Origin of the sequence: Flavobacterium sp., from assembly GCF_031423415.1 — a bacterium.
Classification (GTDB): Bacteria; Bacteroidota; Bacteroidia; order Flavobacteriales; family Flavobacteriaceae; genus Flavobacterium.
The window spans coordinates 1-14,495 of record NZ_JANPFL010000089.1; the positions used below are offsets into that span (position 1 = coordinate 1).

Annotated in this window: 7 protein-coding genes; all 7 read right to left on the reverse strand. The window is 31.6% G+C overall.

Annotated elements, in window-relative coordinates; all coding sequences use genetic code 11:
- Positions 1-463: 463 nt before the first annotated feature.
- The 7 genes from mcrC to RMO83_RS08085 all read right to left on the reverse strand — a co-directional run bounded on the left by mcrC (position 464) and on the right by RMO83_RS08085 (position 14,404).
- Positions 464-1,510, reverse strand: a complete 1,047-nt coding sequence (gene mcrC / locus RMO83_RS08055) for a 5-methylcytosine-specific restriction endonuclease system specificity protein McrC (protein ID WP_310559165.1) — start codon at positions 1,508-1,510, stop codon at positions 464-466.
- A gap of 2 nt (positions 1,511-1,512) precedes the next feature.
- Positions 1,513-4,143 carry an AAA family ATPase gene (locus RMO83_RS08060; protein WP_310559166.1) on the reverse strand — a complete coding sequence of 877 codons (2,631 nt, stop codon included), beginning with the start codon at positions 4,141-4,143 and terminating at the stop codon, positions 1,513-1,515.
- A gap of 91 nt (positions 4,144-4,234) precedes the next feature.
- Entirely contained in the window at positions 4,235-7,336 is a 3,102-nt protein-coding gene (locus tag RMO83_RS08065; protein ID WP_310559167.1) for a type I restriction endonuclease subunit R, read from the reverse strand.
- A 2-nt stretch (positions 7,337-7,338) separates the two neighbouring features.
- A complete protein-coding gene (locus tag RMO83_RS08070) occupies positions 7,339-9,111 on the reverse strand; it encodes an AAA family ATPase (RefSeq protein ID WP_310559168.1) in 1,773 nt (590 codons plus the stop codon).
- Entirely contained in the window at positions 9,108-10,289 is a 1,182-nt protein-coding gene (locus RMO83_RS08075) for a restriction endonuclease subunit S (protein ID WP_310559169.1), read from the reverse strand. The genes RMO83_RS08070 and RMO83_RS08075 overlap by 4 nt, the downstream gene beginning before the upstream one ends.
- Complete coding sequence (locus tag RMO83_RS08080) at positions 10,279-11,802, reverse strand: class I SAM-dependent DNA methyltransferase (RefSeq protein ID WP_310559170.1); 1,524 nt, start codon at positions 11,800-11,802, stop codon at positions 10,279-10,281. The genes RMO83_RS08075 and RMO83_RS08080 overlap by 11 nt, the downstream gene beginning before the upstream one ends.
- Positions 11,803-12,310: 508 nt before the next feature.
- Positions 12,311-14,404: a VapE domain-containing protein gene (locus tag RMO83_RS08085; protein ID WP_310559171.1), complete on the reverse strand. Its 2,094-nt coding sequence runs from the start codon at positions 14,402-14,404 to the stop codon at positions 12,311-12,313.
- Positions 14,405-14,495: the final 91 nt, after the last annotated feature.

Sequence of the window (14,495 nt, forward strand, 5' to 3'; positions counted from 1 at the left end):
GGCGAAGGACGGTTTTTTTTAAAACAGGCAGGTGCGAGGAAGTTTTAAAAAAAGTTGTCCTGGAGCCACTGGCAAGCGCGTTGGGTGTGGCGGCTGTTTTACATAAATGATATTATAGCTTCATTGCAAAAACCAAAAAAACAATAAACTCGCTTTGTGATGAACTATAATACTCAATTATGTAACACAGCTTGGGGAAAAAAATTACTGGCGCAAGTTGCGAAGCGTACGTGTTTTTTCTAAAAACTGTGCCAGTAATTTTTTTTGGAGCGTTGGCAAAGGAGTGGCAATTGAAATGTAAAACGTCCTTTTTACCACCGAACGAAAAAAGACATTCTTGTTATTGGAAAAGTAATTAGCGAAATGAAGCAAACAAAGATGTGAGTTTAGGAATACTTGGACTAAACGAGGATTTTGTGCAGATGAATGAGATAATTGCTTTTTTAAAATTAATTTAATTTAGCTATAAAACATTCAAATCAATAATCTCTTTTAATCGGTTTGAAATCAGTTTCCAGTTTGCATTTAGATTTATAGTTCTGATTTCTATTTTATGGTTTTTGTACTTGTATTGTAGATCATAATCCTTTTCGATTGTAGGATAAAGAAGTATGCCTTTAGCATTTATTGTTTTTGGTGTATTATCTTCTTGGTTTAATAAGTAACTGAATAGTTGATAAAGATTATTTGATTTAATTTTCTCTTTATCATAGTTGATTATCATAGTTTCTCTATAATACTTCGCATCAATAATGATTTTTTCGGAATTATTTTCTAATGTAATATCGGTTTCCATTTTTGGAACAAACTGAAAACTATCTACTTCATCACATTCAAATAGCCAATTGATAGTTTCCTTTTTTACAATGTTGTATTTGTTTTGTTCGATACGATAAAAGTTTCTAATGAATGCTTCAAAAAGTTGGTTCATTTTACGTTCATCCCTTGTGAAATCTGTAAATTTATAATTTCCTTGTTCTTCTGATGGCAAGGTGTTTTCATAGATTATCTGGCAAACATTCATCAAAAAGCCATAAAAACGATTGTTTCGATTTAACTTGATTTGACTGAAAAGAGAATTGTTTATCTGAATTAAATCAACCTCTGAAAACATTCTTTGAAGCGTAATTAATTCCTTTTTTAAATCCTTATCAAGCCCTTTGGTTCTTGATAATGAATATATTGTAGAAACTAAAATTCGGTTCGTTAAAATGTTAGAAGAAAAACTATCAAAAGTGCAAATTGTCCTTTGTTTGAAAAGTAAATTACTTTTTAAAGTCTGACTGATTTGTACTTTCCCTTTAACTCCTGCGATTTCATCTGTGAAATCTATGTAACTCCGATCAATACCTCTTTTGAGTAGTATTTTAGTTCCGTTAATTAGAATTTTAGCAAACAGGTCAAGTAACTCTGTTTTATCATCAACTGACACGTTTACACGCTCTTTCTCCTCTAACTTATTCCAAGCATAGCATAAAAGATAGTATATATTTTCAATTGGAATTTGCATTGTTATTTTGAAAGTAATCTTATCATTTCTGAAACATTATTCAATTCATCAAACCATATTTCTTCTAGTAAAGGTTTTAATTCAAAATCGATAATTTCTTGCCACCAGATATTTTCATCTTCACCATTGTTGAAATTACAAAAATAACTATGTCCAATTTGAAAACCTTCTCCAAGATTACTATCTGCTTTGATTTTTTCATTCACTTTAAATACTGATGAACTAATGTGTTCAATCATACTATTTGAAATTCCATTTTCAGCTAAGAAAGTGCGGAAGTTCTCTCCATAATCTGGTTGTAAACTTATAAATGCAAAACGTCGTCTTAAAGCATAATCTACTATTGCCAGTGAACGGTCTGCTGTGTTCATTGTGCCAATTATGTATAGATTTGCAGGTACAAAAAAGCGGTCTTCTTCGTCTTCTGCATAAGTTAGCTTTAAAGCATATTTCTCGGCTCTTTTATCAGCTTCGATTAACATCATCAACTCACCAAATATCTTGCTTAAATTACCTCTGTTTATTTCATCAATAATAAAAAAGAAAGGTCTTTCGGGATGTGCCAACGCTCTTTGACAAAACGTATAGAATATACCATCTTTTAAATCAAAACCTCCTTTTTGTGTTGGTCTCAATCCTTGAATAAAATCTTCGTAGCTGTACGATTGATGAAATTGTACCATTTCGATACTGGCATCTTTTATCTCTTGCATAATTTCATATGCCAGTTTTCGGGCAATGAAAGTTTTACCAACTCCTGGTGGACCTTGTAGAATTATATTTTTCTTTCTTTTTAATAATGACACCGATTTTAAAAACTGTTCTTCACTTATAAATGGTTTATCAGCATCTTCAGAGAATTTGTATTTCTTGATGTTACTATGCTGCAATAGTTTTTCGCTAATAATATTTTTGTTGTCTATTACTTCGCGAATTATATCATATTCTTCTTCTGTTATTTTGAATAAACTTCCTTGATTATTAATAAATACTTCACAATTTTGTAAAGCAGGATTGTTTTTTAGTTCATTCCAACTAACAGGTATTTCTAATTTTTCAACTAATTCAAACTCAATTTCTTCGCCTTTATCGGTGTTGTGAATGCCTTTTGTAACTTCGTATATTGCCTTGATTTGTTTTGTTGGAGTACTTTCATAACCGATGATAATATCACCGGGTTTTGCTTGTTCAAAGTATTTGTATATTCTGCGTTTGTTTCCTTTCTCGTTATGCGTTGTGTAGGTTTGTAATTCACCTTCCTTATTATTGGAAATACTCCAAATTTTAGGATTAGCATTTAACCACCAAAAATTTAATGTTTCTGTAATTTCACTTTCATCCAAATCTTCGTCTTCTGTAGTTGCACTTACATTTATAGCTTCTTCACTATTAAAAATTAGATTATGTTTGTGGAAAACTGATACTAATTCAGGAAACAATCTAGCATATTCACTTAACAAAAAATCCCAAGGCTTTGTTGGACTGAATGTGTCGGGTCTGAAAAGTGTCGAATAACCCTTTAGAGTTTGTGATTTATATTGATATACTTTATCGGTAATCCAGTTCACTTTTCTTCTGTGACTATAACTATCAGTATTTTTATCGTAGTAATAGTCACTTTCTATAATTCCAATTCCTAATACTGAATTTACACCTTTATTTGCAAAAACTACATCTCCTTTATTTGCAGTTTTGAAAAACCATAAATTATCTACTTTACCTGAACCAACTCCTTCTTCAAAACCTGCTTTTTTAAGCATTTCCTTTCTTCCCTCATATTGATTTAGGTCACCAATATTGATATCACTATAATCAATTCCTGCTATTCCATCATTGTAAAACTCTTCCCATTCTGAAGCTTGACTTCCTGGTGAAAACTTAAAATAATTTCTACTTTCTTTATTTAATTTAACAATTTCGTCTTTTACTTCTTCAAAAAATTTCACAGCATCTGAATAACTGTTAATTTTTACAAGTCTATCTGGTTTTGCATTTCTTAATGAATGCCCTGCTAACATACCTGCTTTTGGACTATGACTTAAAGTAATGAAAAATTGATAGGCATCTTTATGAGAATTTTTTATGATTGGATATAATGCAATCCAACATCTGACATCACCAAAATTAGATGGCCCTTGAAAATCAAATTTATTATAGGTGTAATCTTTTAAATCTAATTTTTGAAGAAGGTCTTTGCAAATTTGATCTAAATAATTTTGAACATTTTCTTTATGTTTTGTCCATTTATTGTAGAAAAAAGTATGTAATACAGCCCAAGGTTTTTGCCAATTTGCAAACATATCTCTTTTACCAACTGGATAAGCTATTAATTCATTTAGAAATGCTGGAGATAAATGATTAAAATACTCTGTATCCTTAGTTCTAATTTTAGCTTTAATATCATTGATGAAATCAGCATTTATAGGAACACGGTTCAAAATTTGTCTTGCAATTTCAGCACGTAATAAATTTACCGGTTGAAATCTTTTTTCAGGATTGCCATAGTCTTTGTAAACTTCAGTAATTACTTCTTCTGGTAAGTTATTTAAAGCCATATACAATACTTCTGGGTTTTCTGAATATCCATTGTATTGTTTCGCTAAATCTACTATGTATTGAAATTGTGTTTCCATATTAACATTTACTTTTACCTGAATTATGTGATTTATATATATTCTGTTTGGTGATTTTCATTAATTTTGAAAATACTTATTCCTTTATTTTTTATAAATTTTCTGAAAAATCTTCACCTAATAACTTGGCTTGTTCCAATATTGTTTTTACAGCAGTTTCTTGTAAATCTGGTGGATAGCCATATTTTTTAAGAATACGTTTTATCATTACTCTCATTTTGGCTTGAACACTTTCTTTTTTATCCCAATCTATTGTAACCGAATTACGAACACTATCAACCAATTCTCTTGCTATAGTTTTTAAAATATCATCACCTAAAACTTTTACAGCACTATCCGATACTTCTAAAGCATCATAAAAAGCTAATTCTCTAAAGTCAAGGTTTAAGTTTTCTCCTCTATGGTCAGCGGCTTTAATTTCTTTTGCCATTCTTATCATTTCTTCAATAACTTCTGCTGCTGTTATTGCATTATTTTGATAACGTTTGATAGCATCGGAAAGCATTTCAGAAAACTTTTTACTTTGAATTATATTTCTTGAAGCACGTTTTTTAATTTCATCATTAAGCAACCTTCTTAATAATTCTAGTGCCAAATTTTTTCTTGGCATATCTTTTAGTTCTGCTAAAAACTCATCTGATAAAATTGAAATCTCTGGTTTTTCAATACCTGCTACTTCAAAAATATCTATTACTTCAGTCGATATTAAAGCATCTGAAATTATTTGTCTAATGGCTGTTTCTACTTCTTCATCACTTCTTTTCTTAACGCTTTCTCTTAATTTTGATATTCGTGCCTTAATTGCTTGAAAGAAGCTTAAATCATCTCTAATCGCTAACGCTTTTGGATGTGGAACTGAAATTGCAAATGCTTTTGAAAGATTACTCACGTTAGAACTAAATCTATCTTTTCCATTATCTAATCCTAAAACATAATCGGTTGCATCTAATAAGAATGTTAGCTTTTGTCTAGGTTCTAGGTTAAAGAATTTTTTATAGTCAAATTTATCAAACAAGTCCACTACAATATCGTAGAACTCTTCCATTTTGGCAACGGCTTCTTCTTGATTGAATTCAATTTTACCTTTACCACCACTGGCTGTATAAATACTTAATGCTTTCTTTAAATCTTGTGCAATACCCAAATAATCTACAATCAAACCACCTTCTTTATCTTCGAAAACACGATTTACTCTAGCAATGGCTTGCATTAAATTGTGTCCTGACATTGGTTTATCTACATATAACGTATTTAAACAAGGTGCATCGAAACCTGTTAGCCACATATCGCGAACAATAACCAATTTTAAACCATCTTTTGGGTCTTTTAATCTATCGCCTATTGCTTTTCTTTTGGGTTTGTTTCTAATGTGTTCTTGCCAATCTAAAGGATCGGAAGAGGAACCTGTCATAATTACTTTGATTACGCCTTTGTCATCATCATTACTGTACCATTCTGGACGGATTTTAACAATTGCATTGTGTAAAGCCACACAAATACGACGGCTCATACACACAATCATTCCTTTACCCTCAAAAACCTCACTTCGTTGTTCAAAATGTTTTACTAAATCGGATGCAACTTGTTGCAATCGTTTTTCACTTCCTACAATAGCTTCTTGTTGGGTCCATTTTGCAAATCGTTGTTGCCGCTCTGTAAGTTCGTCTTCTTCGGTGACTTCTTCAATTCGTTGGTCAATAATGCTTTGTTCTTCTGCTTTTAATTCAATTTTAGCCAAACGGCTTTCATAGAAAATACGCACTGTTGCACCATCTTCAACTGCTTGTTGAATATCATAAATATCTACATATTCGCCAAAAATAGCTTGGGTGTTTTTATCTTCATTTTCTATTGGTGTTCCTGTAAAACCAATAAACGAAGCATTTGGTAAAGCATCCCGCATATGACGTGCATAACCATCAATAAAATCATATTGACTACGATGTGCTTCATCTGCAACCACTACTATATTTCTACGGTCAGACAATTTTGGATATTCACCGCCTTTTTCTTCAGGCATAAATTTTTGAATGGTTGTAAAAACTACACCACCAGAAGCCACAGAAAGTAAACTTTGTAGATGATTTCTATTTTCTGCTTGAACTGGAGTTTGTCTTATTAATTGTTGGCAATTACTAAATGTATCAAATAATTGTTGGTCTAAATCGTTTCTATCGGTTAAAATAAGAATTGTTGGATTGTCTAATTGTGGCGTAACCACCATTTTACCTGAATAAAAAACCATACTCAAACTCTTACCACTTCCTTGCGTATGCCAAACAACACCTGCACGTTGGTCACCTTGAACAGAAGATGCTTTTATAGTTGATTGTATTGCTTTATTTACTGCATAATATTGATGGTATGCTGCAATTTTTTTAATTGTTTTTTCTTTGGTTTTCTCGAATACTATGAAGTATCTAATTAAGTCTATTAGCACTTTCTTATCCAACATTCCTTGCAACATTATATCCATTTCTAAATGGTTTTGCTCGGATGGAAAAAGTGTAGAATTGTATGTAGAACTCGGTTCTGCAAGTTTATTATTTTCTTTAGATGCTGGCGGAATTTTCCAACCACTAAATCTGCTCCAATCGCTTGTAATTGTTCCTGCTTTGGCAAACCAACCATCAGTAGCAATAAGAATACTATTGTAATTGAAAAGTGATGGAATGGCTTGTTTGTATGTTTGTAATTGGTCGAAAGCGTTTTTTATAGTGGCATTTTCGGAAGTTGCATTTTTTATTTCAATTACTACTAATGGTAAACCATTGATAAATAAAATTACATCTGGTCTTTTGTTGGTGTGTTTTTCAACTATGGTAAATTGATTTACTGCAACAAAATCATTGTTTAACGGATTTTCAAAATCCATTAACCAAACTTTGAACGTTTTGTTTTCTGTTCCTTCTCTACCTTTTACATCAACGCCTTCGGTTAATAATTTATGAAAGGCTTCATTGTTGGCTAACAATGTGGTGTGTTGTACACGCAATACATTTTTTACTGCTTCATCACGAACATCATTAGGAATATTTGGATTGAGTTTTGAAATGGCATCTACTAATCTAGAAGTTAGTACTACTTCATTATAAGCTCTTTCAATGCCAATGCCATTAATAATTTCGTAGCCTTGCTCTTCAAAAGTTTGAAGTGCTATTTGTTCTATTTCGTCTTCGGTTAGTATATTCATATCTATTTTATAAACTCAAATATTTTTCTAAACTTCGATATTGTTTCTTCGCTTAATTCAATTATTTGTTCTTGAATGAATAGATTTTGCAATGCTGTATTAAATTTAGATTTCTCAAAAGCAGTTGCAGTAGGATCAAATGTTTTTACAATTGTTAACAATTCAGCAGCAGTAAATAAACTTTCGGTTGCGAAATTATAAGCAGCATCAATATCTCTTAAAGTGATAATTCTGCCTTGAACAATAACTCCAAATTCTTTTATATACCTCTTTTTTGCATCATCACCTGGTTTATCTCCATCTAATAATATTGTAAAATCTCTACCCCAAGCTAAATAAGTTGCAATAATTTGATTATTTCTATCTGCACCATTTCCTGGGTAAAAATTTATAGTCTCGTATTCATTATTTAGTATAACTTCATTGATATACTTGAACGTGTAGTAATCATTTTTGCCTTCTAATAAAACGATGTTTGGCACTTCTTCTAAATTACTTGGACTGTATTCTATTGCATCTAAAATAGGTTGAAAATAGGTTCTTTGTTCTGGATGATTGACTACAAATTGTTTGTAAATTGTAGCTTCAACATCTGTATTTTCTGTTATGGCGTTGAATTCTTTGTCATAATCAATTGCTTTGTTTTTTACAATATATGCTCCTGAAAGCCATTTTGGATTTATCAAATGATGGCTGTGAGTTGTGTAAATCATTTTACATTTCGAAACTAATTGCTGAAACGTTATTAATAGATTTTTTTGAGCTGTAGAATGTAAGTTTGATGCTGGCTCGTCTAATAGAAATAATATTTCTCCTTTTTCGCTTAATCTGTTTTTTCTAAACTCTGTAAAAAGTAAAAAAGTAAAAAACCATTTAAATCCTAAACTACGTTCTGAAATTTGGAATTGTTCGGTACCTTCTTTCAACTTCACCTCTAGATAAGCTAAATTAGTTGAAGTTTCAATTCCTGGTTTTAATCTAATTTCTTTACCTCTTGAATCAAATAATTGTCCCCAAGCAGAAAAAACAACATTAGTTATTTGTACACTCATTCTATCTATTGTAGATTCTAATGCTTCATTAGCTCCTTCTGATGGGTTTCTCAAGCGTTTTATTATATGATCTTGTATGTTCAATCCTTCATTGAAAGTATCCATAATATCATTCAAAACAGCTCTATAAGTCTTTTGTTCCTTATCTTCAGTTGTTGATTCTTCAAGATAAATTTTAGTTGGAAAATCAAAAAGAAAATTTGGATAATAGATAATTGGCGGTACCAATTTATCACACATAAACTTTTGAATAGCTTCGAATTCAGGTGTTTCTGGGTTATAGTTTCTATTGTATTGTTTTTTTCTTTTTAATCCATTTAAAACAAATTCATATTCCCAATTAGATTCCGAATCAATATATTCTGAATCTTTAAATTCATAAATTATTTTTTGGACAAACTCTTTTATTGGTTGAATATTTCTAAAGCCTTGTGTACCGCAAAAACCTTGAACTGCTTTTTCATCAATAGCATCTAATTCTAATATTGCGTGTATTTCAATTGTTTCTGAAAAATTGAATTTCTTGCTTTTCGGAATTAACTTATGAATGACTTCCTTTGATGGTTCAACACTAAAAAGGCTAATAGCTTCTAAAATAGTAGTTTTACCACTTTCGTTTAAACCGACTAAAGTAATAATGTTTGTAAAAGGATCTCTATTTAAATCAATAGTTAAGTCTTTAATTCCTTTATAATTTTTTATATAAAATGATTTGTATCTCATAAGCTATTGATTTCGATTTCGCCTTTCATCAGTTTTGGCAATAAGTTATCTCTTAAATTTTTGAGTGTTATAGTTTCTTCAATATTTTTTCTAATCAAACTGTAAATCCCTTCTGCTTTTTGATGAAAATTATTTAAAATATTATCAGAAGGCATATAAATTTCAATTTCTTGAAGTACTAGCTGACTAATATTTTGTTGAGCTCCACCCACAGCCATATTTTTCAAATTTTCTTTTTGAGATTTTAAATATTCATATATAAAAGAAAACGGAAAATTATTATTAGGTAGAATTGCACAAATTGCCTGATTACAAGAAGCTTCATTTCCTAAAATTGAAATTTCTCCTACAGTAGCACCGTACATCGCTATTAAGATTGAATTTATTGGTAAAAGTTTTGCAGAAGATTTTTTCAATGCTTCTTCTGTAATTTTTTCTTCTGTTTCTAAAACAAAAAAGTTACCTAACTCTTTTGACTTTGCCCAATTAATTATACCATTTTCATAGAATTCCATTTTAGAACGGCTTGGAGTTCCGCCTGATGTAGTTTTATAAAATTCTCCTAACTTCCCAATTCTCCATCCATTTGGTAATTTATCACTTTTAGGAAAACACATTTCTTTGAATAGTGTTATTGCAATTGTTTCTAATGTCTGATTTGTTTGATGGGTAAGTTCTATTTTTCTATCCAAGGCATCAAAAAAAGAAGCTATCTTGTTTTGAATAGGAATTGGAGGTAGTTTAATTTTAATATCTGCAACTTGAGTAAAAGTAATTTGTGGAAAAGTACCCGACCTAGATTCAGCAAGGTGTTGTAACCATTTTACAATTTCGGGACTTGTTAATAAATGATATAAATATCTTGAATTAATTTTTTCATTAGCTCTAATTACCATCAATTTAGTTGATAGTATAAAATCATTTGCTTCAAAATCTACATAAGCCCATCTACCATTAGCAGGTCTAATTTCACTAAATAAAATATCACCTTTCTTTATAGATTTTTTAGCTTGACCAGGCATTTTTTCAACAGACGAATATTTATTGTGAAGAATTTTACCTCTTTCAATATCCCCTGTATTTAAAAAAATAAGCTCTCCTTTTTTTGTTTTATGAGTTTCGGATATGGTCTGACAAACATCTCCAATTGAAATATTTTCCCATTTATTAAAACTCATAACCAATATTTTTTAAATTTTCACGAATGGTTTTTTGCAATAGAGCTGTTTCATCAAATTGTGCTCCCAACGTTTCGGTTAATGCTTTAATTTTATCATCAAAAGGCACAAGGTCTTCTAGTTCTTCTTCAGTACCAACATATCTTCCAGGCATTAATACAAAGTTGTTTTCTGCAACTTCTTCCATTGTAGCCGCTTTACAAAAACCTGCAATGTCTTGATAACGGCCGTTTATATTTCTCCAATTATGATATGTATCTGTAATTTGGTTAATGTCGAAACTTGCAAGTTCTCTGTTTTTACGATTTACCATTACTCCTAAATTACGAGCATCGATAAACAAAATTTCATTAGAACGGTTTCTAAATTTACCATTGGTTTTATTTTTAGCTAGAAACCATAAACAAGCAGGTATCATAGTATTGTAGAACAATTGAGATGGTAAAGCTACCATACAATCTACAAGCCCTGCTTCAATCATTGCTTTTCTAATTTCTCCTTCATTACCTGTGTTACTGTTCATACTACCATTAGCCAAAACAATTGCAGCAGTGCCGTTTGGACTTAATTTATGTATGAAATGTTGCAGCCAAGCGTAGTTGGCGTTCCCTGTTGGTGGTATGCCGTATTTCCAACGTTTGTCGTCACGGAGTTGTTCGCCTTTCCAATCACTAATATTAAATGGTGGATTGGCAATGATGTAATCGGCTTTCAAGTCCGGGTGTAAATCGTTTGTAAACGTATCCCCAAATTGTATGTTGGCATCAATACCACGAATGGCTAGGTTCATCTTTGCTAACTTTACCGTTGTTGGGTTACTTTCTTGACCATAGATGCTTAAATCTCCTATTTTACCTTGATGGCTTTCTATGAATTTTTCGCTTTGTACAAACATTCCACCACTGCCACAACAACCGTCATAAATTCTGCCTTTGTATGGTTCGAGCATATCAACCAACACTTTTACTATGCTTTGTGGCGTATAGAATTGTCCTCCGTTTTTACCTTCGGCATCTGCAAACATACCTAAAAAGTATTCATAGACTTGACCTAAGAGATCTTTTCCTTTGTGTCCATCGCCACCAAAACCAATAGTTCCTATCAAATCCAGTAACTCACCCAAACGAGGTTTGTCTAAATCAGGATTGGCATAGTTTTTTGGTAAAACGCCTTTTAGATTATCATTGATTTTTTCGATTTCATCCATTGCATTGTCAAGCAAAATCCCAATTGATGGTTGCTTGGCGTTACTTTGTAAATATTTCCATCGTGCTTTTTCTGGTACATAGAAGACATTGTATGCTAAATATTCATCGGCATCTTCTGGGTCTGCACCTGCATATTCTCCTTCGCCAGCTACTAATTTAGAATGTAATTCGGTAAAGGCATCCGAAATGTATTTTAAGAATATCAATCCTAAAACTACGTGTTTGTATTCGGCTGCATCCATATTACTACGGAGTTTATCAGCAGCAGCCCAAAGTGTTTTTTCGATGTCTTTTATATCGCTCATTTTTTGTTTTTTATCTACAGTACTATTTTTGTTTTTATACGATGTTTTATTATTGTTTAAAGCAACACTATTCAATTTCAAAATAGCTTTTTAACAATAGGATGTAAATATATAAAAAAGCAAACGAAAGAAAAATGAGGAAAACCGTAAACGTAGGAAAATAGAGAAAAATAATGCAAAATAATTTAGGGTGTAGGGTGTAAGGGAAAAACGCGTAAAAGATTTTTAATTTTTGAAGATTGAAATAAAACAGATTTATTTGGAAACTTGGGTGCAAACTGGGTTTTGTGGTTTATTAATTTGCATTAATAAGTTCTTATGTTTCTCGATTTATTTTTTGAAAAAAAATAAAAAATGTTTGTGTTGAAAATTGGTTACACCACCTTACACCCTAAAATAAAAGAAAACAGGTGCTTTTTAGTGAAATGTTAGTAGTGCGTACTATTAAGTTAATTATGATGGAAAATAAAAAAAGTGGAACTTTTCAGCTCCACTTTTTAGTTGTTTTTTATTCTTCTACTTCTTTGTTTTTTGCATCGACTTCTTCATAACTATATTCTTTAACTGCGTAAACTGGTTTTCCTTGCCGCATTAATCTGGTGAAATTGTGTTTTTTTAATGCTTTCCCCAATTTGTTTATTGTGCCATCATTCAAGTTTAATTTTGTTCTGTCGGCAAGTTTGGCAGCTATTTGTGAAGCATTTAAAAAAAGCGTTGCTTCTTCTTTTGGACAAGGTTCAAACCAGGTTAAAAGCAATTCTTCCTCTGGACTGTGCAGTTGGTATTGTTCGTTATTCTCGGTTATTGATTTTATTTCGTCCTGGTCAAACCAAAACCTAAAACCACTTTTGAAAAGAAACAACGCTTGAGAAAAAGCCATATTAATATCTACATCGTGTTGGTATTTGATGCCTTCTAATTCAAAACAAAGAAATCTTCTACTTCCTGTACTGTCGTTTAAGAACTGAGCTGTGTTGACACTTCCGGCAAATGATGCGCGTCTTGGCATTGTTTCGTTGTTGTGACCGTAGGCTTTTCTCATTCTTATTTGGGTTTTTGTAATGATTTCTTTTAAGCTGCCGATTTCTGAACGGTTTAAATTTTCGAGCTCGTCCAAGTTGATCAACATACATTCCGCCAGTTGTACCAATGTATCTTTATTGTTTGGGTTTATGGTTCCAGAAAATAAATACTCTTTCAATTGCTTTGGAACAAGTTTCTCCACCCACGTTGTTTTTCCTAATCCTTGTTTGCCACTGAAAACAATAACGGTGTGATTGATTACTTTATCATCAAGAACACAACCAACCATTGCAACTAACCATTTTTTAAAACATTGCTGCCAAAGGTCTTGTTTTGTGGTAGTTATTGTATTCGCCAATTCGGTAATATAATCGTTCTTTTCGTCATAGGTAGGTAAATTGAAAAAGTAATCTTCAAATGGATTGAACAGCTCACAGAAATCAGAATAAAGCAAGTTTCGTAGTGAAGATAAGTTGGTTTTAATTCTACCTTTTAAACATTCTCGAAGCATCGAATTTTCAATAAAATCATTCATTACATTCCATTTCTTTTTACCAAAATATTGGAACTCTAACTTGCCAGAAACGATATTATGACGAAATACATATCTTGTTGATAAAAACAGTTCTAAACGGTCTATTTGCGTTGGTTTTGGTTTGTCTTCATCGTCGTCTTCAGTAGTATCTGTAATTGAAAAGTTTTCTTTCTTTTTGGGTTTATTAGGTTGTTCAAATTTCTCGTTCTTTCCAAACTCGTGAATGTTTCCATAGGCACTGTTTACTGCTTGTGTTACTTCCTTTTCATCATAGCCAAAATCTGTTAGAATATATCCTAGAGCTTCCTGTAATGCAATACCTTTTCGGTTTAGGTTACACGCAAGTTGGTGTACGAATACGTTGCGACTACCATTCACGAATTGCACTTTTTTTTCAGTAAAATTTACGCAATGGTTGTAAATAGCATCGTAATCCAAAAAAGGTTCAGGGTTTTTGGTTTTAGGTTCTGGCTGTGTTTCAATCAAAGGCATCGCAACTTCGTTCGATGTGACAAATGTGGAAGCTTTTTCGTTTAGGTATAAATTTTCATCCCAGGAATAAAAGCATAACCTCGTTAAATCTTTGCCTGATTTGTCGATTTCTAGTTTTAAAATATTCTCGTAATAAGCTTGAACTTTTAGGAACGTTTCTTTGTGTTCGGTTTTTGGTGTATCGATTTTGACTAGAATTTTTAAGCCGTTTCCAGAAGGACTAATGAAACACGCATAAGTAAACTCACTTTGTGCAGCTATACTTTTTGATTTTTGTAAATCGGTTGTACTTAATTTGTCAATATCTAAGATTATAAACTTTGAATATTCAGTTAGGAATTCTAATTTACGACCACCAACAAATTTTCCTGAAGGTGTGAATGCCGGAAGTGATTTTTTGGCTTTGTTGTATGCTTCCTCTTTCTTTTCAGCCAATGATTTACGCAAGTAAATTATGCCGGGTTTGTACTTTCCGGTTTTAATTTCCTCCAAAATTGTTGCAATTGTTTTGTGTTCTACAACTTCGTTGAAATTCTTGAATATTGTTACCATTTAGGAGTAATTAGTGATTAGTAAATAGTGAATAGTTTTTAAGTTTGTGCCTGTCTTACAGACACAAACTTCACAAGTTCCATTACAATCG